The sequence below is a fragment of the Pontibacter toksunensis genome (assembly GCF_042686245.1).
Classification (GTDB): domain Bacteria; phylum Bacteroidota; class Bacteroidia; order Cytophagales; family Hymenobacteraceae; genus Pontibacter; species Pontibacter toksunensis.
On sequence record NZ_JBHUOX010000003.1, the window covers coordinates 180,404 to 205,857 of the forward strand.

Annotated in this window: 18 protein-coding genes; 2 read left to right on the forward strand and 16 right to left on the reverse strand. The window is 46.4% G+C overall.

Features of this window, described 5'->3' with window-relative positions; genetic code table 11:
- Positions 1-9: 9 nt before the first annotated feature.
- The 3 genes from ileS to ACFS7Z_RS05705 all read right to left on the reverse strand — a co-directional run bounded on the left by ileS (position 10) and on the right by ACFS7Z_RS05705 (position 6,531).
- Positions 10-3,366 (reverse strand): isoleucine--tRNA ligase, encoded by a 3,357-nt coding sequence (ileS, locus tag ACFS7Z_RS05695; RefSeq protein ID WP_377482204.1) that lies wholly within the window; start codon positions 3,364-3,366, stop codon positions 10-12.
- Positions 3,367-3,988: 622 nt separating this feature from the next.
- On the reverse strand, positions 3,989-4,156 hold the full coding sequence (locus ACFS7Z_RS05700) for a hypothetical protein (protein WP_377482208.1): 168 nt from the start codon (positions 4,154-4,156) through the stop codon (positions 3,989-3,991).
- Positions 4,157-5,028: 872 nt separating this feature from the next.
- Entirely contained in the window at positions 5,029-6,531 is a 1,503-nt protein-coding gene (locus ACFS7Z_RS05705) for a glycine--tRNA ligase (protein WP_377482210.1), read from the reverse strand.
- Between the two features lie 235 nt (positions 6,532-6,766).
- On the opposite strand from ACFS7Z_RS05705, the gene ACFS7Z_RS05710 reads away from it, so the two are divergent.
- The gene (locus tag ACFS7Z_RS05710; protein ID WP_377482212.1) at positions 6,767-7,903 is read left to right on the forward strand and encodes a hypothetical protein; all 1,137 of its coding nucleotides are present in this window, start codon (positions 6,767-6,769) and stop codon (positions 7,901-7,903) included.
- 367 nt (positions 7,904-8,270) lie between these two features.
- Here ACFS7Z_RS05710 and ACFS7Z_RS05715 read toward each other — a convergent pair whose 3' ends face one another.
- The 12 genes from ACFS7Z_RS05715 to ACFS7Z_RS05770 form a co-directional block, all read right to left on the reverse strand.
- A complete protein-coding gene (locus ACFS7Z_RS05715) occupies positions 8,271-8,729 on the reverse strand; it encodes a hypothetical protein (RefSeq protein ID WP_377482216.1) in 459 nt (152 codons plus the stop codon).
- Between the two features lie 37 nt (positions 8,730-8,766).
- Positions 8,767-9,321: a DUF4385 domain-containing protein gene (locus ACFS7Z_RS05720; RefSeq protein WP_377482219.1), complete on the reverse strand. Its 555-nt coding sequence runs from the start codon at positions 9,319-9,321 to the stop codon at positions 8,767-8,769.
- A complete protein-coding gene (locus ACFS7Z_RS05725) occupies positions 9,290-11,362 on the reverse strand; it encodes a cation:proton antiporter (protein ID WP_377482222.1) in 2,073 nt (690 codons plus the stop codon). The genes ACFS7Z_RS05720 and ACFS7Z_RS05725 overlap by 32 nt, the downstream gene beginning before the upstream one ends.
- 1,869 nt (positions 11,363-13,231) lie before the next feature.
- Positions 13,232-14,905 carry an Ig-like domain-containing domain gene (locus ACFS7Z_RS05730; RefSeq protein WP_377482225.1) on the reverse strand — a complete coding sequence of 558 codons (1,674 nt, stop codon included), beginning with the start codon at positions 14,903-14,905 and terminating at the stop codon, positions 13,232-13,234.
- Between the two features lie 18 nt (positions 14,906-14,923).
- Positions 14,924-15,811 (reverse strand): class I SAM-dependent methyltransferase, encoded by an 888-nt coding sequence (locus ACFS7Z_RS05735; protein ID WP_377482229.1) that lies wholly within the window; start codon positions 15,809-15,811, stop codon positions 14,924-14,926.
- Positions 15,812-17,674 (reverse strand): tRNA uridine-5-carboxymethylaminomethyl(34) synthesis enzyme MnmG, encoded by a 1,863-nt coding sequence (gene mnmG / locus ACFS7Z_RS05740; protein WP_377482232.1) that lies wholly within the window; start codon positions 17,672-17,674, stop codon positions 15,812-15,814.
- 65 nt (positions 17,675-17,739) lie between these two features.
- The gene (gene ybeY / locus ACFS7Z_RS05745; RefSeq protein WP_377482236.1) at positions 17,740-18,168 is read right to left on the reverse strand and encodes an rRNA maturation RNase YbeY; all 429 of its coding nucleotides are present in this window, start codon (positions 18,166-18,168) and stop codon (positions 17,740-17,742) included.
- Complete coding sequence (locus tag ACFS7Z_RS05750) at positions 18,152-18,574, reverse strand: ATP-binding protein (RefSeq protein ID WP_377482239.1); 423 nt, start codon at positions 18,572-18,574, stop codon at positions 18,152-18,154. The genes ybeY and ACFS7Z_RS05750 overlap by 17 nt, the downstream gene beginning before the upstream one ends.
- Positions 18,575-18,603: 29 nt before the next feature.
- Complete coding sequence (locus tag ACFS7Z_RS05755; RefSeq protein ID WP_377482242.1) at positions 18,604-21,912, reverse strand: DUF4175 family protein; 3,309 nt, start codon at positions 21,910-21,912, stop codon at positions 18,604-18,606.
- Positions 21,913-22,058: 146 nt separating this feature from the next.
- Positions 22,059-22,820, reverse strand: coding sequence for an exodeoxyribonuclease III (locus ACFS7Z_RS05760; RefSeq protein WP_377482244.1), 762 nt, complete (start codon positions 22,818-22,820; stop codon positions 22,059-22,061).
- A gap of 179 nt (positions 22,821-22,999) precedes the next feature.
- Entirely contained in the window at positions 23,000-23,353 is a 354-nt protein-coding gene (locus ACFS7Z_RS05765) for a hypothetical protein (protein ID WP_377482246.1), read from the reverse strand.
- Positions 23,354-23,460: 107 nt separating this feature from the next.
- Positions 23,461-23,814 carry a carboxymuconolactone decarboxylase family protein gene (locus ACFS7Z_RS05770; RefSeq protein WP_377482248.1) on the reverse strand — a complete coding sequence of 118 codons (354 nt, stop codon included), beginning with the start codon at positions 23,812-23,814 and terminating at the stop codon, positions 23,461-23,463.
- A gap of 94 nt (positions 23,815-23,908) precedes the next feature.
- On the opposite strand from ACFS7Z_RS05770, the gene ACFS7Z_RS05775 reads away from it, so the two are divergent.
- Positions 23,909-24,595: a ComF family protein gene (locus ACFS7Z_RS05775; protein ID WP_377482250.1), complete on the forward strand. Its 687-nt coding sequence runs from the start codon at positions 23,909-23,911 to the stop codon at positions 24,593-24,595.
- A 326-nt stretch (positions 24,596-24,921) separates the two neighbouring features.
- Here ACFS7Z_RS05775 and ACFS7Z_RS05780 read toward each other — a convergent pair whose 3' ends face one another.
- A complete protein-coding gene (locus tag ACFS7Z_RS05780; RefSeq protein WP_377482252.1) occupies positions 24,922-25,398 on the reverse strand; it encodes a DUF4265 domain-containing protein in 477 nt (158 codons plus the stop codon).
- Positions 25,399-25,454: the final 56 nt, after the last annotated feature.

Below are 25,454 nucleotides of genomic sequence, written 5' to 3' on the forward strand. Positions count from 1 at the left end.
TGTACTGGTTTAGAAGACTGTGTTCTCTACTGTTTGTATCTGGATGTACACTTTGTAATCGTCGATATCTAAAAGTGTCATATCTTCCAATCCGTCTACTATATCCAGCTTCAGGGCCTGCGTTTCTGCACAGATATAGTCGCTGTAGTTGGCTACGGCGGCGTTAACCTCCGGCTCTGCACGCTGCATCGTGATTTGGATTTTGTCCTGCACCTCCAGGTTACTGTCCTTGCGCAGGTTCTGGATACGGTTCACCAGGTCACGGGCAATACCCTCCTGCTTCAGTTCCTCTGTCAAAGTAATATCCAGGGCCACGGTCAGTTTGCCTTCGTTGGCCACCAGCCAACCCGGTATATCCTCTGAAGTGATTTCTACATCGTCCGGTGTCAGTACAGCGGTTTCGTCATCATTCAGCATGAGCTCAAAGCCGCCTTCGCGCTCTAAAGTAGCGATATCGGCCTGATCCATCTGCTGAACGGCAGCAGCTACCAACTTCATCTTCGGCCCGAAAACCTGGCCCAGCTTTTTGAAGTTAGGCTTTATCTTCTTCACCAGAATGCCGGACGTGTCGTCGATGTATTCCACCGCCTTCACGTTCACTTCACTCATGATAAGGTCTTCCACCGCCTGAATCTGCTGCTTCGTGTGCTCGTTCAGTACCGGTATCAGGATGCGCTGCAGCGGCTGGCGTACTTTGATCATCTCTTTCTTGCGCAGCGAGTGCACCAAAGATGAGACAGTTTGTGCCAGTTGCATACGCTCCTCCAGGTCTTTGTCAATAGCACCTTCTGCCACCACAGGGAAATCAGCCAAATGCACAGACTCCACCTCGTTTCTGCCGCTCACGCTGTTCAGGTCGCGGAACAGCTGCTCTGCGTAGAATGGCGCAATCGGTGAAATTAGCTTCGCGATGGTTTCCAGACAGGTATACAACGTCTGGTAAGCCGCCATCTTATCTTCGTTGTACTCGCCTTTCCAAAAACGCTTGCGGTTCAGGCGCACGTACCAGTTGCTCAGGTCATCTATCACGAAGTCCTGAATGGCACGGGCAGCTTTGGTAGGGTCGTAGTCAGCGAGGTAACCATCTACTTCCTGCACCAGCGTATTCAGCTTAGAGACAATCCAGCGGTCGCTTTCGGTTCTTCTCTCCAGCGGCACGTCGCCCTCGGCATAAGTAAAGTTGTCGAGGTTGGCGTACAGGGCGAAGAAGGAGTACGTGTTCTGCAGCGTACCGAAGAAACGACGCTGCGTTTCCACCACACCCTCTGGGTTGAACTTCAGGTTGTCCCAAGGCGGCGCATTCGCAATCATGTACCAGCGCACAGCATCCGGACCATAGGTGCCTATCATCTCAAACGGGTCGATGGCGTTGCCAAGGCGCTTGCTCATCTTGTTACCGTTCTTGTCGAGCACCAGGCCGTTCGCAATAACGTTTTTGTAGGCCACGCTGTCTTCCAGCATCACGGCCAGCGCGTGTAGCGTAAAGAACCAGCCGCGTGTCTGGTCCACACCTTCGGCGATGTAGTCTGCCGGGAAGTTCTGCTCAAACGTTTCCTTGTTCTCGATGGGGTAGTGCCACTGTGCATAAGGCATCGCGCCAGAGTCAAACCATACGTCGATAAGGTCTGTCTCTCTGTACATTGGCTTACCAGACTTGCTCACCAAAACGATGTTATCCACGTAAGGGCGGTGCAGGTCGTTTATCTCTACAGAAGCATCCATAAAGCCTTTTTCCACCGCTTTGCCTATTTCCTCGCTCAGCTGCGCGATAGAACCGATGCAGATTTCCTCTTCACCGTCTTCTGTTCTCCAGATAGGCAGCGGCGTTCCCCAGTAGCGGGAGCGCGACAGGTTCCAGTCCACGAGGTTCTCGAGCCAGTTACCGAAACGGCCTGTACCAGTTGACTCCGGTTTCCAGTTGATGGTCTTGTTCAGCTCAATCAGCCTGTCTTTAACGGCTGTAGTTTTAATGAACCAGGAATCCAGCGGGTAGTAAAGCACCGGCTTATCCGTACGCCAACAGTGTGGGTAGGTGTGCTCGTACTTCTCTACTTTGAAGGCTTTGTTTTCTTCCTTGAGTTTGATGGCTATTTTTACATCCGTCGGCTTATAGTCTGCTCCGGTTTCATCTTCACCGGTGTAGTTCTTCACGTACATGCCGGCAAAGTCGGTTACTTCTTTCACAAAGCGGCCCTGCTTGTCTACCAGCGGCATGGGCTTTCCGTTTTCGTCGGAGACCATCAGCGGCGGGATGTCGTTCTGCATCGCCACTTTAAAGTCGTCCGCACCAAAGGTTGGCGAGATGTGCACGATACCAGTACCATCCTCTGTCGTGACGAAGTCACCTACGACTACCCGGAAGGCAGGCTTGTCAGGCTGCACGTAAGGCATCAGCTGGTGGTATTCCACACCTGCTAAATCGCTGCCTTTATACTCCTCTACTACTTTGTAAGGAATCAGCTTGTCGCCCGGCTTGTAATCCTCCAGTGCCAGGTCAGCAGCTTTTGGGTTGAAGTAACGGCCGATAAGGTCTTTCCCCAGTATAACAGAAATTGGCTCAAAGGTATAGGGGTTAAAGGATTTGACCTTCACATACTTGATGCCTTTACCTACAGCCAACGCCGTGTTGGCCGGAAGCGTCCAGGGGGTTGTCGTCCAGGCAAGGAAGTATACTTTCTCCTCCTCGCTTTCGAACAGGAACATGTTGCGGGTGATTTCTTTCACCTCGAACTGCGCCACGATAGTGGTGTCCTTCACCATCTGGTAGCAACCCGGCTGGTTCAGCTCGTGTGAGCTCAGACCAGTACCTGCTCCCGGAGAGTAAGGCTGGATGGTGTATCCCTTATATAAGTAGCCTTTGTCGTAGAGGCGCTTCAGCAGGGCCCAGCAAGATTCGATGTATTCGTTCTCGAAGGTGATGTACGGGTTGTTCAAATCTACCCAGTAGCCCATCTTCTCAGTTAAGTCGTCCCACTGGTGCTTGAAACGCATTACCGTTTCGCGGCAGCGCTGGTTGTACTCTTCTACCGAAATGGTTTTACCGATATCTTCTTTCGTGATGCTCAGTTCTTTCTCTACCTGCAACTCAATTGGCAGGCCGTGCGTATCCCAGCCGCCTTTGCGGTTTACCTGGAAACCTTTTAGGGTTTTGTAACGGCAGAAGATATCTTTTACTGCACGGGCCATTACGTGGTGAATACCCGGCTTACCGTTAGCAGAAGGCGGTCCTTCATAAAATACGAAGTTCTCGTTGCCTTCGCGGGTCGCTACTGACTTCTCAAAGATGTTGTTCTGCTTCCAGAACGCCAGTACATCTTCGCCTACTTTCGCGTAGTTCAGTTGTTTATACTCGTTGTACTTTACCATTTTCTGGTTCTTCTTCTAATTTCAATCTTAGTTGAGCCAAGTCCAGCTCGTCGCCTTGTTCAAAACTGCCTTATTAATCTGCCCGATTAAGGCGTAAGGATCCCGCTTATACTTGCGTTGTCGAAACTCATGAGCAATGTAGGCAAGATAATCAGGTTTGTAAAAACACAATAAATAAACTTACCGGCATCAGTACTCCTAAGGCCTTTGTGCCTTCAGACTTAGAGAAGGCGAAAATCAAGCATTCGAAGAACGGGATAACATTAGTTTATTTCAGCTTCATACCTGCCTCTTCTAAACTGCCTGCTTTAGCGTGGCTCACGCTAAAGCCACCAACTCTTTAGCATATTCTTCTATGCTAAACATTCTGGATAGCAATCTTATTCCACACGGTTAGCTACAATTCGCAAAGGTAGGTAATTTTGCTCATTTCTATGGTTAACAATCACCAAACGTGGAGGTAAGGCTGTATTGTACTTAGATGGGCAGATGCAGGACTTATGTGTTCATATCACGACACACGTATTACACCAATCCCTTCAGCTAATTATAAAAAGCTCATTTGGGGAAAAAATAGCCCCAGCTGGGCTGAGGCTAAAATTCAAATCATTTTAGGTCTATTTTAGCTTTTCTTCTTTGAAGAAGAGGACTTACTGGTATCATCCTTCGGTACGCAGTTCGGTACTTCCTTTCCATCCTTCTCCTTCATCCCTACTGGTTCATAACCATCCCAACAGGGATTATTTTCTTTCAAACTGTTACTGTCTTTATCTGATTTTGAGTTGCTCATAGCTTTCGTGTTTAGTTCTATCTTATACTACAGACACTGGCTCCTACTGATGCTGTTAGTTTGTGAATGTCTCTTTTGCTTTAGTAGAATTGCATCACTTCGTTATACTAAAATGTGTATAACTTTCAGTTGTACACATTACACAATGCTGTATATCAGATTACTTCACATTTATCCACACCTTCTATTGTATACTTCAGCGTCTACATTTCCACATCTATGCCTCCAGTTTACAGACCATAAACCTTACACAAAGCTGCTCTTTCCGGGGCTGTTGAGTTGCCATCTCTGAAAAGGTATTCTGATGAAATAAAAAGCCTACTACTCCTTCTACCTGTATGCTCGCAATAAGATAACAAGCAATTTTCAACCGCCTACCTAAAGGGAACAACGCCTCCTGTTTCTTGCAAACTGCTTTCGTGTTGCATTAGGTGAATTCTGGAGGCTAGTAGTTTTGCTGCTTTCCGAATTGAAGAAAGAAACCATTTATTGCTGAGTTATACTTAACATAACTTATGCAATTAAGGACACATATTTTACAAATATGCTTTGTGCCGATAGGTTTATGATAGGCATTCAATACAGGATTGCATACCAGTTAAAGTTAATCAGACATTAAGTTTGAAGAACATCGGAGACAGCTGCTATAGCTGAACAACAGGTAGGCTGTTGCTGTGTATATACCTGACTTTAACCCGCTCCTAAACAATTGTAGAAGTAAGATACTTAAGATTTTACATCCTATAAAAGAATGAATGCGTCTCAACCTAAATCGCTGCTTTTCCACAACCAGAAAGTGAAAGAGGCAGCGTGGGTTTGCCACACTGCCTCTCCATGGAACAGTATTCAATCTGAAAAAGATAAATAGATGCTTACGCTAATTTCTCTAAAATGCTCTTGAAGTTGACGGCTTTATCTATGTAGTTCCTTAGTTCGCTGATGGGCATACGCACCTGCTCACGGCTGTCGCGGTCGCGAACAGTTACGGTATCGTCCTCCAGCGTCTGGTGGTCAATGGCAATACAGAATGGTGTACCGATCAGGTCCTGGCGGGTATAACGCTTACCGATGCTGTCGCGCTCTTCGTAAATCATGTTGAAGTCATATTTTAACGCATCAAACACTTCTGTTGCTTTCTCAGGAAGACCGTCTTTTTTGGTGAGCGGCAGGATAGCAGCCTTAACCGGGGCCAGTGCCGGGTGCAGTTTCAGGAAGGTGCGGGACTTGGTGCTGTCGCCTTCTGTGATTTCCTCTTCCTGGTAGGCATTGCACAACGTCATCAGGAATAGACGGTCTGCGCCGGCAGACGTTTCAATAACGTAGGGCACATAATTGCCGTACGGCTTGCCTTCCTCATTCAGGTCGTTATCGAAGTACTGCATTTTCTTGCGGCTCAGTTCCTGGTGCTGCGTCAGGTCAAAGTCGGTGCGGGAGTGGATACCCTCAATTTCCTTAAACCCAAATGGGAACTTGAACTCAATATCTACGGCAGCGTTGGCATAATGGGCCAGCTTGTCGTGTTCGTGGTAGCGCAGGTTCTCAATAGGTATACCCATGGCCTCGTGCCACTTCTTGCGTGTTTCTTTCCATTGCTCGTACCATTCCATCTCCGTTCCAGGACGCACAAAGAACTGCATCTCCATCTGCTCAAATTCGCGCATACGGAAGATGAACTGGCGTGCCACTATTTCGTTTCGGAAGGCCTTACCGATTTGCGCAATACCAAAAGGCACCTTCATGCGGCCTGTCTTCTGCACATTCAGGAAGTTCACGAAAATACCCTGCGCAGTTTCCGGCCGCAGGTAAATTGTGCTGGACTCTTCTGCTACAGAACCAACCTGCGTCGAGAACATCAGGTTAAACTGCCGTACTTCCGTCCAGTTAGTAGTGCCGGATACAGGGCACTTTATGTCTTCACGTATAATCAGCTCACGTACGGCGTCCAGGTCTTCTGCCTCCAATAGTTTGCCCATTTCGGCTGTCAGCGCTTTGCCTCTTTCCGGATCACCGGCGTTTTCGTACTCAGCTGCTTTCTCTTCTATCAGCACATCAGCGCGGTAACGCTTCTTCGAATCTTTGTTATCGATCATCGGGTCGTTGAAGCTGTCCACGTGGCCGGAGGCTTTCCAGGTGAGCGGGTGCATGAAAATGGCGGCATCCAGACCAACTACGTTCTGGTTCAGCTGCGTCATGCATTTCCACCACAGGTTCTTGATGTTGTTCTTCAGCTCCACGCCCATCTGGCCGTAGTCGTACACGGCTTGCAGGCCATCGTAAATCTCACTCGACGGAAATATAAAGCCATACTCTTTCGCGTGCGAGATAATATCTTTTAACTGTGCGTTTTCTACAGGATTTTTCTCTTGTGTTGCCATGGCGCAAAGATAGCCTTTTCACTTTTGATTATGCCACAGATGCTTTACACTTTTTCGTGATGATGCTTTATCTGAATATATTTTAATACTCCTCCGACTTTATATTTTCTGCCTTTGGAGCAACGGTTACGTAATGAAACTTTGTGTTAACAATTTCTTAACATTGGCCTTCCTGCGCTCTCTTCATTTTGAAGTAACTTGCAGCTTTTTACAATTCTCACCAAGCATTTTTAAAATGGTTAAGACAAAAAAAGGAAAAAAGCATGTCGCTCCTATTAAGCCATACAAATTTAGAAGGCGGTATAGTCAACTCGACATCTACATCCGCAAGGAGAAGAATTTCCTTTATTTTATTGCTTTTTCGCTCATCCTGGCGGGTTTAGTTTATCCGTACGCCTCTATTGCCATGTGGGTGGGCTTTGCCTTTGCCGGCTACTCTGCCATCGCCAACGACAGTATCCAGACCATCGGAACTTTCATTGTATCTAATGAGGACAAGAAATGGTACTGGCAGTGGCTTTTCATGGGTTCCATCTTTTTAGGTACCGTTTTCTACAGCTGGTATGTTTTTGATGGTGATGTAACGTACCAGCGCCTCTCCTCCAAAGGTTTCGATCAGAGCATCGACAGCTTTGTTTACCTGCAGCTGGCCGCCCCAATTGTATTGTTGCTCCTCACGCGCTTCCGCATACCTGTGTCCACCACTTTTATGCTGTTAAGCGTGTTTACTGTAAGCTCTGGTGCCATCATCAGTATGGTTAGCAAGAGCTTGATGGGGTATGTGGCGGCTTTTGTCGTTGCCTTCATTATTTACATTGCACTCACCAACATCATAAAAAAAATGGTGAAAGGCGAGGCGCATGGTTCCTGGGTGATTGCGCAATGGATAATCAGTGGTTTCCTGTGGCATACCTGGTTAGCACAGGATTTGGCCAACGTAGCTGTTTACCTTCCCCGCCAGCTGGGTGTCTGGGAGTTTGCGGCCTTCGCCGGATTCATCTTCCTGGGCCTGGGCTTTATGTTCTTTAAGCGCGGGGAAAAGATTCAGAATATTATCAATGAGAAGTCTGATGTGCGTGATGTGCGCAGCGCCACCATTATTGACCTTGTTTATGCTGTTATACTCTACTACTTTAAAGAGATCAATAACATCCCGATGAGTACAACATGGGTGTTTGTGGGTCTGCTGGCTGGTCGTGAATTGGGTATGCGCCTGCGTAACCATGACAGTAGTACAAAATTTGGCAAGACCTTTAACCTGATTGGTAAGGATATTCTGTCAGTCACTATCGGACTTGTTATTTCTATTATCCTGGCTGTTGCTATCAACCCTGTTATTCAGCAGGAACTCGTGGATTTCTTCTTCAAATAAGCCTGTATTTTTATAAGCAAAAGAAAAGGTCTGGTTTACGCCAGACCTTTTCTTTTGGCCTCTCATCTTTGTGAAAAGTCAGCTTTAGCAGGTTCTATGTCGTTTTTATTGATCTAGAGCATCAGACAAGAGATTCCATCTGCTGCAGTATGCCAGTGGCAGCAATCCTGTTCGCATACTTTCTCTCCCTGTGCTCTTTAACACATAAAATGTAGCTCATACAGCTTTCAGCAAGACTCTTTTGTTCTGTTGCCCACCTGCAACACCTCCTGTAGCTATTTGTTATTCTGCTTTAGAGGGAAGAGTTGCTCATAGAAAAGCCCCGGCAGGTTGTGCTGCCGGGGCTTAAAAATTATGTTTCTCTATATTATTTTTCTGGCCAGATTACCTCCAGGTTATCGTTGATGAATACCCCAAAGTTAACAGCGATCAATTGGTCCTCGTCAAAATACAGGTCTATCATTTCTTTCTCAAACGAAACGCGTGTTTCGCCTGTCTCTGCCTCTTCTTCTTCGGGTCCGGTGATATCGTTATCAGCGAAAAGCCGCAGAACCTGGTCTTTGCTCATCTCGAAAACGCGTTCGCCCCAGATCTGCACCTCGCGGTTTGCCGTCTCAATGCAGCTTAAGCGGTAATCGTCTTCTTTGTCGAAGTACAAGGAGTAGCCTTCTTCCCAGTAATTCCAGGCCTGATGCTCAAACTCATCTTCCTTATCAGACTCTTCTACTTCTTCTGGCTCACCAATCAGCTCTTCTACTTCTTCCATTGTCAGGCCAAACTTGATCTTGCCAAGCCCTTTGCCTAACCTGATGTCTTTGTTGATCATGTTCAATTTAAGGTTTATATGTGCAAAGATACACGAATTACTTTTTTAAAGGTTCATCTTTTTTTACAGAATTTTCCTGTGCCGGCTCTTCAAAGGCTGTTCTAAAGCGCTGGCTCATTTGCTGATACTTTTCATTTTGCTTCGCCAGGTCCCATTTCTCTTTGAAAATTGCCGCTGATGCTGCCTTCACCGGATCTAACTCATTTGGCAGCTGTTCTCTTCCGTGTGCCCCGCTCTGCCCCTTCTTGTCCTCCGGAACAGGTCCGTCGTACTTCTTGCCTGACTTATGGTTGGCATAGCGCCTGCTGCGTGTGTAGCCCATCTGCAGAAACTTACGGGCCATGTCGGCTCCAACAAAATCATTCTGCTGCAGATACGCCTCAAACATCCTGTATATCTTTTCAGAGGATTCCTGTGCTATGTCCGGTGTCTTGAAGCGCCAGTGCGGCAGGATCTCTGACTTGTATGGCTCCACTAACAGCACTCCCTGTTCTCCCTTCCCGATGCGGTACAGATCCGGCCGCTGCCGGAAGTCTGTATTTGCAAAATCAAGTTGGTAGTTAAAATTCTTCTTCTTCGTTTTTGCCGGCATAGGCAGTGGGTTTGATAGGTACAGTCTGGTACACCGGGTACTGCTCCGGATATATGACGATAAAGCTATTATCCTTGTAGTTTCTGGACAGGATGCGCGGCACGTAATCCATGGCGCTGTTGTAGGATACTGTCCTTTTCCTGGCTGAGATAACTACGACCATATCGTCTTTCAGCAGCTCTGCCTTCATCGTGGAGATTTCATTCAGACTTGCATATGGCACGTAGTCTGCTTCCACAGTTGGCTTGGTATCTGCAATGACGCTTTTTAGCTTGTTAAGCGTACGCTTACGGCCTCTAAATACAATTGGAGCACCTAACTGTGTCGACAGAAGTTTCACGCTCCTGACCCAACGCATAAAGCCTCTTTCCAGTTCTGCGTTAGTTGGCACAATTACAACAATGCGTCCTGTTGTGTTCAGTGGCTGAATGATCTTGCACACCAGGATCATTTCGTCTGTATTATCGAGCAGGCTATCCAGCACCGTTCCGAAGATACGGTCGCGGGTTGTGATTTTGGCATTCCAACCCAGCACTACTTCCGTAATCATCAGCTCTTTAATGGCGCGTAATATACCGCTCGATACATTAACATCTATTTTTGACACCAGTTGCACATCGCTGTCTGTGGCTGAGGCATGCGTTATAGCCTCCTGCAGCATCTTGTTTTTCTTAAAGATTTCTTCCTCGGCGTGCTCGTTGTCTATCACCACAGCCAGCGGATAGATGGGCCCTTTCTGGTCCGGGTTCTTTAGTATCACTGACAGGTCAATCAGCCTCTCTATAGTTTCAGGGTTTCCGATTGGTACCAGTATCCTGTCTTGCTTCACACTGATATCCGGCTTTCTTCTGCTTTCCAGGATGGCCAGTTTCCTACCAACTTTTTCAGTAGAGAAGGAGCTCACAATACTTGATACCAGGATGAGAACTACGGCTCCGTTTAAGGCACTTTCTCCTAGAAGGCCTATTTCAAAACCTGCCAGTACTACAGCCAGAGTTGCTGCAGCATGCGCACTACTCAACCCGAAGATCAGGTTACGCTGCAGTATGCTGAACTTGAAAATCTTTTGAGTAAAAAAAGCCGCAGCATACTTTGTAAGCGGTGCCAGTACAACGATGGTTCCTGCTATCAGCATGGCATTTGTGTCAGTAAACAACACTGTCAGGTCCACCAGCATACCGGTGCTGATAAGGAAAAAGGGGATGAATATGTTGTTTCCTACAAACTCTATCCTGTTCATCAGGGCAGATGTATGTGGTATGAGGGGATTTAACGCAAGACCTGCAAGGAAAGCTCCAATAATGGCTTCCATACCTGCCACCTCTGATAAGAAAGCTGCAGCGAATACCACCGTCAGCACGAAAATATATTGTGCTCCTTTCTCACTCTCCAACTGCTTAAACATCCACTTCGCAATCTTTGGAAAAATCCATAGTACTACGGCCACGAAGATGATCATCTCCACAACCATAAATACCCAGAACCATACTCCTGTATCTCCTTGTGTTGAGTTGATGATGATGGCCAATACAAAAAGAACTGCTGTATCTGTTATTAGTGTTCCCCCGATGGTGAGTGTTACTGCTTCATTTTTGCTCAGCCCGAGCCTGCTCACGATTGGGTATGCCAACAGCGTATGAGGGGCAAACATACTTGCCAGCAGTATGGCTGGCTTTACTTCGTAGCCATGTATGTATAAGAAAGTTGCTGTTCCTACAAGTATAGGTATTAAGAATGTCAGGGATCCAAATACAAGGCTCCTCACCTTATACCTTTTAAAGTCTATCATGTCTATCTCCAGCCCTGCCTGAAACATGATGTATAGCAATCCTACTGTACCGAACAACACGATACTTGCATCTCTAGCCAGAATATTCAATCCGTTTGGCCCCAGCACTACCCCTGCCACAATAAGCCCTACAATGCCTGGTATCCGAAACTTATTCAGAACGATGGGTACCACCAGAATTATCAGGAGCACCAGAGTGAATATCAAAACTGGCTCCCTAAAGGGCAGTGTCAGATCTATATTGAGTAGCATGTTTTCTTGTTTTGTCTTTTGCTTTATGGTTCTTAATATATCGTTTTTTCTTCTGTATAGTTTTAATGTAAGTTTTTCCTACCCTTACACAAGCTTTTTTTTCAACCTTCCACATCTCTCAACACCTAATAACTTTTATAAAATGTTTTATCTTAAATATCTTTCTTTCATTATCAGGGGTGTTCATAAGTTGACAACTTTACTCATTTCTGTTTACTGCTTATAACTTGTTTACTTTGTCTGCTCTTATCACCACCTCCACTTAAGACTTGTGGATTTTATATATTTCTGTTTCAGGAGATTGAGCCGCTTATCCACTTTTTCCTCTTTTATGTGTATTTCTTTTTACACGCTAAACAAATTCGTGGAAAGCGGCTTTTTACACAGTTACTTGTACACTACATTCCACATTTCACCCCTTACACACCTGTGTATTTACCCTTGCATGGCGAGGTGTGTAAGTTGTCCCTTAGTTTACCCACGCTTTTCCACACCTCATACCACCCCTGCTGTGGATTACTCTAATATGGTTCTATTTCTGTTTTTTCTCCTGAAGAAACGCCTGATTGGCCTGTTTCCATCTAAGTGCTATACAGGTGTACCAATTTATACAGGTGTAAATTATTTGCTTGGCTACACTGGCTTCTTACTCTTTACGTGCTGTTTATTGGTTTTGCCGGTTTACATTTTACCGTTTATCTATCAGTTGCTGTATAGATAAAATTTACTTGTTGTATTATATGAAAGATGTGAGAAAGGAAATTAAGCAGTTGCAGCTGGTGCAGAAGGAAGAGCGGTGCAGAGCAAAGAAGATGTGACGAGGACGCCAGCATCAACAAGTGCTGACTCCCGAATTCTGGCGTATTATTCGAAACTGCAGCGAGAGGTAAGGGTACCTAAAACTATTGTTCTAAAGTTATGAATAATTGCTGCGTCTGCTTTGCCTGCAGGTATAGCGCTGCGCTGCAAGCAGCGCCTGGCATACTATCATTTTGAGATCCTGAGGAGGGAGTACAGCAGAATGAAGGAGGGGTAAGGCAGATGCAATCTAGATGCTGTTATAGAACTCAGTTGCGCTACCAGTTTGAGCAACTGGCTATGGTCTGCAGAAACCTCTAATTAAACTAAGCTGAATTGAATGTTAAACTGACGCGATACAAGAGGAAAGGCGGGGCAGTAGAGTTTAGCCGTTTTAGTCTAAAAGTACAGAAGGGTTAAAACATTAAAAAATATTTTAATGAAGCACGCACAGCACCAGCTATACAAAAAACAGTATAGTTGCAAAGGCAGAAACAGCACAGATAAACGAATACAAACCAAGGATTCCTTTGGCAGCATATACCTAACATATACCTGGCCAGCGTCTGTTGATCAGAATTTTAGTTGTGGATCATCTTAGGATGCCGGGCTGTTGGATAAGGTCGAAATGAAGAGTGCAGTGGTAAAAAATTTAGAAGCAAGCCTTGGAGTTCAGTTGATTTATTAACAGCGTCTCTACCTCAAATATTGGAACCAAGATGGCAGTATAACTCAGTCAATTATTTCCTGCTCTGATGTGGCTGAAATATAAATCTAAAGTTGGTCCCACATGATGTTCAGCAAAGAAATGCATAAGATTTCCAGCTGTTCTGAATCTGTTGTCGGCTTTCCTTTGACTCCGTCCTATGAGCCGGTTTTACTTCTTTTCTTTAATTCTTGAGGTACTGTTAATGCTATCGATATATTTAACCTGGCTACAATTGCTGTGGAAAGATACATCAGAAAGTGACCTCTTTTGATTCAGACCTAGTATTTGCTGTTTCTTTTGATTAGGTTTTTAACAAAAAAGGGAGGCTCTTTGGCCTCCCCTTCTTATAGTACTGCAAAGTATCAGAACACTAAAAAGTCTGGTTCATTTCTTTCCCAGTTAGCCCGGATATCCAGTACTTCCGGTAATAGGTAAACTTTTTCCGGCGCTTTTTCGAAGTTCGGATCTCCCTTTTCCCAAACCCCGTTGTTGTTTTCATCTACTAATACCCGTAGGCGGTAGGAGCCTGGCTCAATATTTTGAAAGCGAAAGTTCTTACTGTTCTTTACTTCCTCCACTATTTTATAGTCACTGTTAAGCAACTGAATGGTGAAAGACGTATAGTCTGTTTTGGCTGTACCACTTAACGTTCCTGTACCACGGGCTTCAGCGACAGCAATACTCACCGGTTGAAACCTCATGGGCTCACCTATAAGAGGTACGATAGCAGTACTATCCAACACCACTGATACCTGCTTTATCCGGTTATTGACTTCCGGCAAATTAAAGCTGATTTCTGTATTCGTCTTATCAAAAGTTATTTGCTCCGGTTTCAACTGTTGTAAAACAGTTGTATCTGACATAAGGGTAACAGGAGTATCGCCGGCGATGCGTGCTGGAGTTTCGAGTTCCAGCATTACCGGCTGGCCTACCCTGAAACTGTTCTTGGGCTTTCCGTTGATAACTTTCAATTGTGCTCCCTTTATACGCTGTGCCCTTTTGCCTTCGAACGCAATTTGAACAGTGTCTATAGCAGTATTGCCCGAAGAATCAACAACAGTGAACAGCGCTTGGCCACCTTCAAAGCCAGGGGTTTTAAACACCTCCACTGCTTTCCCGTCGCTGCCAATTCTATGTACCAGGCTGTCTGTGTTAACTGCCAGAGGCTTGGCTGTGAAGCGTTGGATACCCTCGTTGTAGTTTCCTATGAAACGATCAGTATATTTTTCCCGCTGGAGTAGAATTGGCTTCTTGGTATCTATTCGAACAGTCTGCAGGTAAATAGAATCTGTGCCGGGCAGTATCCTGATTATCTCTGGCAGATAGGCTATTCTCTCTTCTTCTGTATCGTAAAAGGTATTGTTGTTCTTATCTACTAGCGCATACATGCGGTAGTTACCTTCTTTTATATTCTCGATCTCAAAATTGCCGGCATCATCTGCTGTAGTCAGGTAGTATGGCCTGTTCTTTCTAATGCTCAGCGTGTCCTCTGCCTGGTACAAGGCTACCACTGCACCCTTCTCCGGCGTCTGCTTCATTAGGTTAACAACTTTGCCGCTCACGCTGCTGGAGTCAATAAAGGTCCCTGTGCTGAACGCTATTTTGAGGTTCTGAGCCTTATTTTGCTCTGTTATATCCACAATGCCCTCCCTGAAGTTGAAGGTGAATGTGGTGCTGTCCTGCAGTGGTTTTTCAAACTCCAGCGTCAATACATTTTTATTGCTTTTGACCTGGTACTTATTGTTGATATTCGGTGTAATCAACAGCTCTTTTGTCAGGTTCTTCTGCTGTACCTCTTCGTTGAATTCTAAATTTATTGTCTTTGTATTAACATTCAGTTGCTGGTCTTTCGGATTACTTTCTACTAATACTGGCGGCGCGACATCTTTTGGTCCGCCCTCCGGGACGCTCATGGTTGCGCAGGAAGCAAGACCTCCTACAATACCTGTTACTACAATTGCTGTTCTTAACTTCATCAGGTTGTTTTGACTCAAATCAAAATAGGCAAACTCTCGCTTGCCTATCCTGAATATCACACGCTCTTTAAGGCGTTTTTATTTTCTTTTCGCAACAAAAATTAAACTTGAGTAATCGTTTCCGTTCTTCTCGGCATAGCTGTTTGACTTATAGCCGTTCAGTACGCTGCTGATCATTTTAGTTTTACCGTCCTTGTGCTTTTCGCTGAGCATGCTCACATAATAGGCGTCAAACTTCATCGGCAGCACTTCTTCCAGCACCATTTTATGTTTTTTCAGGAAGCGCTTCATGGTTGGCTGGGTGAAGTGGTACAGGTGGCGCGGCACATCGTAGGCTGCCCAATCCGCCTTGTATTCTTTCGCATCATGTGAGTCAGCATTCGGTACGGCTATAATCAACGTACCGTCTTCCTGCAGGCTTTCCAGCAGTTGACTCACAGTTTCATTGAGGGTATGAATATGCTCCAGCACGTGCCATAGTGTAATCACCTCGAACTTCTCGCCTTGTATTTCCTGCAGGCTTTTCGCTATCAGCTCGCCTGTTTCCGTTGATGCAGCCTCCCTTGCTTTATCATTCGGCTCTACTCCTCTTACTTCCCAACCGTCTTTTTTGCAGGCGCTGAGAAAAACGCCGGTCCCGCAGCCATAGTCCAGGATGGTGCCTTTTGCAGGTGTATGCCTGTTAATAAGCTCTACTTTCTGCTTAGTGGTAATGGAGCGCACTACATGGTATGCTCTGTTGATAATTCCACTTTTGGTGTTGCTGTGAGAAATGTATTCCTCTGATTCGTAGTACTGTCCTATGCTTTGCAGATCAGGTCTTGGGTTTGTGAATTTGAAAGAACAGTTCTCACACTCCACTATTACAAAGCTCTCTTTTGATACAGCGTTATCCGTTACAACTAAAAAATTTTTAAACTCATCCTTGCCACAAATGGGGCATTGTTCCAGTCTTTCGTAGCTCATTTATTTACCCAGGTATACCATTAGTACTGAAATGTCAGCTGGCGTAACGCCACTTATTCTGGAGGCTTGCCCGATTGTCTCCGGGTTTACTTTCAGCAGTTTTTCTTTTGCCTCAGCCGACAAGGCAGGTATGTTGCGGTAATCTATTCTTTCTTTGATAATGTAGTTTTCCAGCTCGCTCATTCTGGCAGCCATGCTGTATTCTTTCTCTATGTAGCTCTCGTACTTCACCTGAATGCCTGCCTGCTCCACGCTATCTTCCCTGAACTTGCTCAGGTACTCTGCCACCGATGGAACAGCCGCTGCTATGTGTTCAATTTCAATATTCGGGCGCTTGATGAGCTGGCCGGCTCGTTGCTTTTCTGTTATAGGAGCAGAACCCAGACCTTCCAGCACAATGTTGATTTCTCCAGGCTCAATCGGCTTATTATTTAAATATGCTATGATTTCGCCTGTTTCCTCTATTTTCTTATCCACAGCCTTTTTGCGCGACTCGTCTGCCAGGCCTAAGTCATAACCCAGCTTTGTCAGGCGTATATCAGCGTTGTCCTGGCGCAGCAGAATGCGGTGCTCGGCGCGGGAAGTGAACATGCGGTAAGGCTCATTGGTGCCTTTGTTTACCAGGTCATCAATGAGCACACCGATATAAGCTTCAGACCGCTTCAGCACAAATGGCGCTTTCTCATTGATCTTGTTGTGTGCGTTTATACCGGCCATCAATCCCTGGCAAGCTGCTTCCTCGTAACCAGTGGTTCCGTTAATCTGGCCTGCAAAGTACAGGTTCTCTACCAGCTTTGTTTCGAGTGTCAGGTTGAGCTGCGTTGGCGGGAAGAAGTCATACTCGATGGCGTAGCCCGGTCGGAACATCTTGGCGTTCTCAAATCCCATTATTTTACGCAGCGCCTTTAGCTGTACGTCTTCTGGTAACGAACTGGAGAATCCATTTACATATACTTCCACCGTGCTCCAACCCTCCGGCTCCACAAATATCTGGTGACGGTCGCGGTCAGCGAAGCGGTTTATCTTGTCTTCTATAGAGGGACAATAACGTGGTCCTAATCCTTGGATGCGGCCCTGGAACATAGGTGACTTTTCAAAGCCTGTCTTTAGTATCTCGTGTACCTCTGAGTTTGTATATGTGATGTAGCAGCTTCGCTGTTGTGCTAATGGCTCTGTAGCAGTATAGGAAAACTTCGATGGCTTCTCGTCTCCGAACTGTTCTTCCATTCGGCTGTAGTCAAGTGAGCGGCCATCCACACGCGGAGGTGTACCAGTCTTCATGCGACCTGCTTCGAAGCCCAGTTCTACGAGCTGCTCCGTTATACCTTTGGCAGATTTCTCAGCAGCACGTCCCCCTCCTAGTTGCTTCTCACCTATGTGGATAATACCATTCAAAAATGTGCCGTTCGTTAATACAACAGCCTTTCCACGTATAGTTATCCCCAGGCTTGTGCGTACGCCGGCAACTCTACCATTCTCTACTTCAATGCCTGTAATCATCTCCTGCCAGAAGTCGATGTTCTCTGTTTGCTCAAGAGACAGGCGCCATGCTTCTGCAAAACGCATGCGGTCACTTTGTGCCCGTGGACTCCACATGGCTGGCCCTTTTGACTTGTTCAGCATGCGGAACTGGATCATAGTCTGATCGGTAATAATACCGCTCATGCCACCCAGTGCATCTACTTCACGAACTATCTGCCCTTTGGCTACACCACCCATAGCAGGGTTGCAGGACATTTGGGCAATTGTATTCATGTTCATAGTTGCCAGCAGCACCTTTGAACCCATTTTAGCTGCAGCAGATGCGGCTTCACAACCTGCATGACCGGCTCCAACAACTATGATATCGTATTCTGGAAACATGTATTCTGAATTTTAGAGATGTTTCACGTGAAACATCTGCGGGGGGTTGCTAATTCCTTTTGCGATTAAAAATTACGCAAAGATAAGGAAGAATCTTCTTGTTTGCGCATAAGTCTCTCTTCCTCTTTGGACTTATCTCTGAAGCCAAGCAAATGAAGTGCACCATGAATGATGACCCGGTGAAGTTCATCTTCAAAAGAAGTACCCAGGGTTTCTGAATTGTCGCGGACTCTGTCTACGCTTATAAAAATATCACCTTCAATGATGCCCTCTTCGTCGGCATTATTGAAGGTGATGATGTCTGTGAGGGTATCGTGATCAAGGTACTCCACATTCATTTGGTGGAGGTAATCATCTGAGCAGAAAACGTAGGTGAGGTTACTTAACTCTTGTTCGTGTTGTGCTATTACGGTTGCTATCCATTCTGAAACCTGGTCTGGGTTGTTTAGCTCAAAGTCAATGTCCTCGCTAAAAAACTCAATTGGAAGTTCCATTCTCTGGTATCACATTAAAAATCAGCTGTACCTTTTTGCCGTTATCGGCAAAGTTTACTTCGTCGCAGAGGTTGCGCATCAGAAAGATGCCACGGCCTCCTGGGCTCTCAAGGTTTTCTGGTGCTGTAGGGTCAGGCAGGTTCTCATAATCGAAGCCCGGGCCTTCATCCTCCACTTCAAAAAACAGCTTATTATCTTCTACCTGCAGGGTAAGGTATACGTTTTTTTCTTTGTCAAATTTATTCCCGTGACGAATAGCGTTATTTACAGATTCTGTAACAGCAACCATAATGTTGCCATAGATGTCATCTTCAAACTCAAATTCATCTCTTGAGTTGTCAATAAAGCTTTCAATTACTCTGATGTTCTCGATTAGGGAAGGAATCTGAATTTTAACCTGATTCATATTAATCGTTAAGTGTAAAATGGGTGCGTTTATTTACTAATGCTTTGAAAATACTCGTTTACCTTCTGCTTATAGTACGGTGAAAGTGCAGGAGGTATAGTCTTAAGCAGTTCTGTCTGCTTTTCTTTTGCTTTGAAATACTTCTCGAATGACGGTGGCACCTTTCGGGCAATTTCCTGAGCCGTCTTTGCCTCGCGTTTATTGTCCAATTCCCGCTCCTTCGCCGACTTCTCCGCTTCCAGCAATCTAGTCAGTATTTCCCGCTGACGCATGATGGTTTGTTCAGTCAGACGTTTATTAACGAGATCAGTCTCGCTTTGTTCCATCATCTTACTTATATTTCCTAATTCGCCGTTTTGGCCCTTTTCACCAGGTTTAAGGCCTTGCTTCTCTAACTCTTTCAGCGCGTTTCGGAGAGCCTCCTGCTCAGCAGCCAATTTAGCTAATTCTTCAGAAAGTGCCTTACCGGATTTGCCTCCTTTTTTCAAATCCTCGATTTTTTTGTTCAATTGTTGCTGCATTTCTCCGAAATCTCCGGGCTTGGGCTTATTTCCCTTTTGCTTGCCCGCCATACTACCCATCTGCTGCATGGCCTGCTGCATTTGCTTCATGGCATCATTCAGCATCAGTGCCAGGTTGTTCATGCTTGTCATGGCCAGCTGCTGCTGCACGTTGGCCTTGCCTACGTTGCGGTCGCGCAGCTCCTGCATGCTGTTGTCCATGCTCTCGTTCATGGCCGTTACCTCGCGTGTTACGAACGACTCAATCTGGAACACTTTCTTAGCTAAGGCATACAGGCTGTCCTCTATAACCTGTGCATTATCTCGGAGGCTGAGCTGCTGCTGCGAAAGTGTAATAAAGCGCGGGTCAGACTGGTTAACGCCACGGAACTGCTTCATCAAATCCTCCTGGTCGAAGGAGAGTTTTATCAGGTTCTCGAGGATGTCGCGGAGGTTGTCGAGGTTCTGCTCCATGCCTTCCATGCTCATGCTGTTGCTCATCTGCTCCATCTGCTTGGCCATCTGCTCCATCTTCTCCCCTGCCTTCTTCTGCGACTCACTGGCTTTTTTGTTCTGCTGCTTCTGTAGCTGCTCCTGCCCTTGCTGCATGTCCTGCTCAATGCTTTCCTGGTCCTGCTTCTGCTGCTCTTCGTTCATCTGGTTCGGGTGCTCCATCTTATCGTTCAGCTCTTTCAGGTCTTTCATCTGCTCTTTCACATCCTCAAACTCTTCCTGGAGTTCTTTCTGCTCTTCCTGCAGCTTCTCATTCTCTTCCTGCTTCTGCTCTGTTTTATCGGCTAACTGCTGCTGCTCTTTTGCCATCTCCTCCAGCTTATTTTTTACGTTGTCGAGCTTCTGCTCGAACTGTAACTGCTTGAATAGCTCTAATGCCCGCTCCAACTCGCGCTCCAGGTTACGCTCTTTGTTATCCATCTTGCTGAGGAGCTTCTGCAGTTCTGTGTCGTTTGGCTGCTGCTGTTGCAGCAGCTTCTCCAGTTCTTCGTATAGCTTCTTTGTTTCCGGGTCCAGTAGGTCGTTCATGAGCTTCTGCAGTTCCTGCGCTTTCTCCGCCAGCTGCTTGTCTGGTTCATTCAGCATCTGCTGTTTTTTGTTAAGTTCATCGAACAGCTCTTTCATGGAGGAAATGTCCTGCTCCAGCTGTTTCTTCTTCTCCATCAGGTCCTCCAGCTGCTTTTTATCCTGCCAGTTCAGGTCGCGCTTTGTCTTCATCTTTTCTTCTGACTTAGCGAGTTCTTTTTGCAGCTGGGTTGCCTTATTCAGGGTCTTGCTCATCTGGCTGGCCACCGACTGCGAGTTGTTGTCCAGTTCTTTCTGGAGCTCGCGCTTGTCCGGCACCATCAGCTCAAACGTGCGGGTGCGAGCGCTTTTAGGACCATGGATGCCGTCGTTGTCCCATACCTGTACAAAGTACTCCAGCTTGTCGCCAGGCTGCAGGTTAAGGGCAGCGGTGTTCCACTGGTGGTAGTAGGTCTGGCTAAGCTGTTGCGTACTGAGAGGCAGGGCCTGGCTCTTGTATTGTGCCTGTGGGTTCTTGTCGCTGTTGACGCGGTAGAATAATGCAATGCGCGTCAGGCCGTAATCATCCGACACATCACCCCCAAGAATGGTGTAGGTATAGAGCGCCGTGTCCTGGAACTGCTCAATGCTAATCTGCGGGTTGCGGTCCGGAATGGTGGTGATCTGGTAATTGATTTGCTCTTTGTTGCTGCTGTGCTTGTTCCTGAGCTTGATGCTGTAGTTCTGGCTTTGGTTGAACTGCTTGCTGGTGCTAAAGCTGTTTCCGTCTTTGCCGGCAGTGAGGGTTTCTGCAGGTTCTTCAAAGGCTAAACTGATGTTGTCTGTTTCGGTGGCAGCAAAGTTCCATGTAATGGTGCTGCCTTCCGGAATGTTGGCATTGCCTGTGTTCTGTACTTCGTCTGGTTTCCGCTTCAGATAGGTCGGGTACTGCACCAGCATCTTAAAGTCTTTCAGGTTTGGCCGGGAGAGCAACTCTAAGGTGTAATCATTAGACATGAATCCGGAGCCTTCCAGTTGAAACTCCACCGGCTTCTGCAACTGCTTAAAGGTGTAGGTATAGGTGCCGTCCGGTTTGGCATTGAGTTTTTGGCGGCGGCCATTGTAATTGATGAACACTTCACTTGGTACAGCTTTCCCTTCCACATCCACCTTTAGTTCAAAGTCCTCTCCCCTAAAGGTCTGTAACTGCTCGTTCTGCACCACAAATTTGAAAGGTGCCAGCGGCTCATAGTGTCTCTTGTAGTTGATGATGCGTTCTGTGCCCTGCACAAAAATGGTAGGATACAGAAAGGCGATGAGTAAAGCAATAAGGGCAGGTAAAGCCACATACTTCAGCAGAGGCCTGTTTTCACGGTACGTGACGGCGTCTTTAAAGCGGAAGGAGCCTAACTGACCGGTACGCTGTGCGATGCTGGCCGCTATCAGCTCGTTGGTGCGGTCCAGGTTTTGCAGCTGAATGGCATTGAGCAGTTTATCCTTTATTTCGGGATAGTGAGAGCCTACCTGCTGCGCAGCCTGCTCGTCGGTTAGTATTTTCTTCAGCCTGGCCAGTGCCGACATGGGCAGCGCGATCCATCGCACAAACACATAAATGACAAGGGCTACAAAAGAAAAGAGCAGAAACCCCCGCACCAGTTGCGGAAAGTAAAACATATACTCCAGCAGGCTATATACTATATATATAGACAACAGGAGCCCAACAGCGAAGATGCTACCCCGCAAAAGCATGTTGAGGTAGAATTTCTGCTTGAACTCCTGCAGCTGATGCAGCAACTGATCGAGTGCATCTTGATTTTTCATGTTGTTACTCCTTATGATTTTATCACATGGCGGCTATAGTTGTAAGTTAACCAAATACAGCTAAAGTATTGCTGTTAAGTACAAAATGTGATGCAATAAGCCACTAAAGTACTAACTCTCAATTCCTCAACTTTAGTATGTCTTCCTTAATGCAGTTCTAGTAGTACCGGGCAGTGATCTGAATGCTTCGCTTCTGTCAGGATTGCGGCACGCTTCAGCCTTTCGCGCAGGTTTTCAGTAGCCATGTTATAGTCAATACGCCAACCAAGATTTTTGTTGCGTGCTCCGGCACGATAACTCCACCAGGTATAGTTGTGTGGCTCCAGATTAAAGTGCCGGAACGAGTCAATAAAGCCGCTGTCGATGAACTGGCACATCCAGGAGCGCTCTTCCGGCAGAAAGCCCGAGCTGTTTGCGTTTGACTTCGGATTATGAATATCGACTGCCTGGTGGCAGATGTTATAGTCGCCACTGATTATTAAACCGGGCAGTTGGTGCTTCAGTTCATTTATATACCTATGGAAATCATCAAGCCACTTAAACTTGAAGCCTTGGCGATCCTCTCCACTTGAGCCGGAAGGCATGTATACGCTCATCACAGACACATGCTCGTAATCAGCGCGCAGTACCCGCCCTTCCACGTCATAGCACTCGATGCCACAGCCTACCTCCACGTGCTTTGGTTTTTCTTTTGTTAATATAGCCACTCCGCTATAGCCTTTCTTCACAGCCGGGTGCAGGTACACGTGGTAGCCCATTGCCTCAAAAAACGCTTTGTCAAATTTCGACTCATCGGCCTTTATCTCCTGCAGGCACAGCACATCCGGGTTAGCAGCCTTCAGCCAGTCGCCGAAGCCTTTGGTTAGTGCGGCACGAATGCCGTTCACATTGTAAGTAATTATTCTCATGTTTATAGCGAATCACTAAATGCGTATCAGGTAGCACGTGTTTCGTATCACGAGCTCACTCTTTTGCCTGTGTCTTTTGTTAAAAACAGCAGAGACGATATCAGTACAAGATGCAGTAGTTTATATTTCATCTCAGGTACAATAACTAATAAGTTGAGCTACGAGCTACGTGATCCGTTTTAAAATTCTTCTTCTGATTGGTTGAAATATTCGATTACGTGCCATTTGAGCATATTTTCCTGCTCCCTCAGGTTGGCAAACGGAATTGTTTTCACAGCTTTATAGTGCGGCCAACCTTCTTCGTCGGTGCCGGTGTATTCGTAATAGCCGGACAAGCTGAAGACTTTACAGGTGGCAATGTGCATCAGGTCCTGCTTTTCTTCTTTGGTAAACTCACGGATACCGATTCCCAGTTCCTGAATTCCTATTAGGAACAGGATGGCGTTCATGTCCGGTTTTTTGCCAAACTGCTTCATCAGCGAAGCCCGCAGCTGTGTCCAGTTATGTTCTAAATTGTCGGAATCAAATTTCATATAAACTGTTGAATGGTTGAATTGTTAAATGGCTGGTTCGCGGCATTATGATGATGTACACAGGTGAAGAATCAACAATTTAGCCATACAACCATTTAACAACTAAATTACTCTGCGCTCCCCCGCTCTTTTAGCTCCTCCCAGTACTCCAAAGCTCTTCTGAAGTGTGGGATCACGATAGAACCTCCCACCAGGTTGGCGATGGAGAAGACCTCCATTATCTGCTCGTCTGTTACGCCCTCCTCATAGCATTTGCCCACGTGGTACTTAATGCAGTCGTCGCAGCGCAGTACCATAGATGCCACCAGGCCCAGCATTTCTTTAGTTTTCACATCCAGGGCACCCTCCATGTAAGTGTTGGTGTCGAGGTTGAAAAAACGTTTTATCACTTTATTGTCGTAAGACATAATGCGCTCGTTCATGCGCGTGCGGTAGTCGTTAAATTCTTCTACTAAGCTCATTTGTATGTGTGCTATTGCTTATAAAGCTTTTTTGAAAGGATATATTTATTTACGCAAAGTTAACCATAATACCTTAAACCGTAGTTCCCTGCCAATGTTCGATGACCTGCTTTCGCTGTTGTTTCCGAAGAGTTGCTACGCCTGCGACGGTGCCATGGCGCGCGGTGAGAAGTACATCTGCACCAAATGCAGTGTAAAGCTGCCCTATACAGACTCGCATGTGCATGGGGCAACCGAGTTGAACCCGCTGCAGCGCAGGTTCTGGGGCAAGGTGCCGGTGAGGTTCGCTTTCTCATATCTGCACTTTATGCCGAAGGGAAGAGTACAGCGGCTCCTGCACAGGTTGAAGTATAAAGGAGCACAGGAACTGGGAGAACACCTGGGGCAGCGGTATGGCTCCCTCCTCTCCGACTATTCTTACCCGGAGCAGTTTGATGTGGTGGTGCCGGTACCCTTGCATAAGTATAAATTGCGACGGCGTGGTTATAACCAGTCCGAAAGTTTCTCGAGGGGTTTGGCTGAGGCCATGCAGTTACCTCACTATAACAAGGCATTGCACAGAACAATCGACACGGCTACTCAAACCCGAAAGAACAGGCTGGACCGCTGGCAAAACGTGGAGCAGGTGTTTCAGGTGCAGCACCCAGAAGTGGTGCGGGGTAAGCGGGTGCTGCTGGTAGATGATGTAATGACGACAGGCGCCACACTGGAAGCCTGTGCAGTGGCCTTGCTGGCAGCAGGTGCTACAGAGGTGAGCGTGGCTACCATTGCAGCTGCATAACTTTATTCATATGTAAAGCTTATCATGTAAACTTATTCTACTCCTCCATAAAATTCATCTGCAATTTGGATTGTGTCAGGATTCTTGTTGGTCAAAATTCTAGTCCCGGCGGGACGACCTGTTGATAGCCTTATGCTCTAAAAGCAAATAAGCTCCAGCGGAGCGGCCTGTTCATATTCACCACGAACAGGGCGTTCCGCTGGGGCTATAACAAAAGATACTGATTTTATATCCACTGGACGGCCCGCTGGGACTGTAGCTTGTCATTGAATAGCGCCTACTTCATAACATGATACTGAACACCAAAACAGGAAGCAAAGTAAATGTTATGAGCTTGTCTGCTCCCGGTGCATATCCGACAGGCATGGCTCGGCATACTCTATCTCCTCCATTTGTTCCAGGTCATCCAGTTTTTCTTTTACCACCGCATAGTTTACGTTAACCGGCACCTCCAGCACAAAGAAGTCTTCGTTTACCTCCATTGATATGCATCCTAGCTCAGCGAACTGCTTGCGCAGGTCCAGCAGCGGAGTGTCTACGTTTTGCCGTATTACCTGAATGGTGGAGTTGCCGGAGGGAGTAATGGTTTCCTTGTAAAGCAGGCCCTCTTCCATCTTATTATATGTTGCACGCACAATATCTTCTGTGGCGATGAGCGGCACGTAGTATGGAATGCTATCTATCTTGTAAAGTCCCTTTTCGGCATCTACCTCCAGCGCCCACAGTATTTCAGTCATTTCTTTTCCGAACAGGCTGCTGTTAAACCGGAAAATTATTTTAGATGGTTTTTCCTGATCACTCATATATAATGGTATGGTGCAATGTATATAAATCAAAAAGCCCGGAACTGCTTCCGGGC

Bases quoted from the DNA above. Each gene is read 5' to 3' on its own strand.
- ileS (WP_377482204.1), bottom strand. From the start codon at position 3,366: ATGGTAAAGTACAACGAGTATAAACAACTGAACTACGCGAAAGTAGGC.
- ACFS7Z_RS05700 (WP_377482208.1), bottom strand. From the start codon at position 4,156: ATGAGCAACTCAAAATCAGATAAAGACAGTAACAGTTTGAAAGAAAAT.
- ACFS7Z_RS05705 (WP_377482210.1), bottom strand. From the start codon at position 6,531: ATGGCAACACAAGAGAAAAATCCTGTAGAAAACGCACAGTTAAAAGAT.
- ACFS7Z_RS05710 (WP_377482212.1), top strand. From the start codon at position 6,767: ATGGTTAAGACAAAAAAAGGAAAAAAGCATGTCGCTCCTATTAAGCCA.
- ACFS7Z_RS05715 (WP_377482216.1), bottom strand. From the start codon at position 8,729: ATGATCAACAAAGACATCAGGTTAGGCAAAGGGCTTGGCAAGATCAAG.
- ACFS7Z_RS05720 (WP_377482219.1), bottom strand. From the start codon at position 9,321: ATGCCGGCAAAAACGAAGAAGAAGAATTTTAACTACCAACTTGATTTT.
- ACFS7Z_RS05725 (WP_377482222.1), bottom strand. From the start codon at position 11,362: ATGCTACTCAATATAGATCTGACACTGCCCTTTAGGGAGCCAGTTTTG.
- ACFS7Z_RS05735 (WP_377482229.1), bottom strand. From the start codon at position 15,811: ATGAGCTACGAAAGACTGGAACAATGCCCCATTTGTGGCAAGGATGAG.
- mnmG (WP_377482232.1), bottom strand. From the start codon at position 17,674: ATGTTTCCAGAATACGATATCATAGTTGTTGGAGCCGGTCATGCAGGT.
- ybeY (WP_377482236.1), bottom strand. From the start codon at position 18,168: ATGGAACTTCCAATTGAGTTTTTTAGCGAGGACATTGACTTTGAGCTA.
- ACFS7Z_RS05750 (WP_377482239.1), bottom strand. From the start codon at position 18,574: ATGAATCAGGTTAAAATTCAGATTCCTTCCCTAATCGAGAACATCAGA.
- ACFS7Z_RS05755 (WP_377482242.1), bottom strand. From the start codon at position 21,912: ATGAAAAATCAAGATGCACTCGATCAGTTGCTGCATCAGCTGCAGGAG.
- ACFS7Z_RS05760 (WP_377482244.1), bottom strand. From the start codon at position 22,820: ATGAGAATAATTACTTACAATGTGAACGGCATTCGTGCCGCACTAACC.
- ACFS7Z_RS05765 (WP_377482246.1), bottom strand. From the start codon at position 23,353: ATGAAATTTGATTCCGACAATTTAGAACATAACTGGACACAGCTGCGG.
- ACFS7Z_RS05770 (WP_377482248.1), bottom strand. From the start codon at position 23,814: ATGAGCTTAGTAGAAGAATTTAACGACTACCGCACGCGCATGAACGAG.
- ACFS7Z_RS05775 (WP_377482250.1), top strand. From the start codon at position 23,909: ATGTTCGATGACCTGCTTTCGCTGTTGTTTCCGAAGAGTTGCTACGCC.
- ACFS7Z_RS05780 (WP_377482252.1), bottom strand. From the start codon at position 25,398: ATGAGTGATCAGGAAAAACCATCTAAAATAATTTTCCGGTTTAACAGC.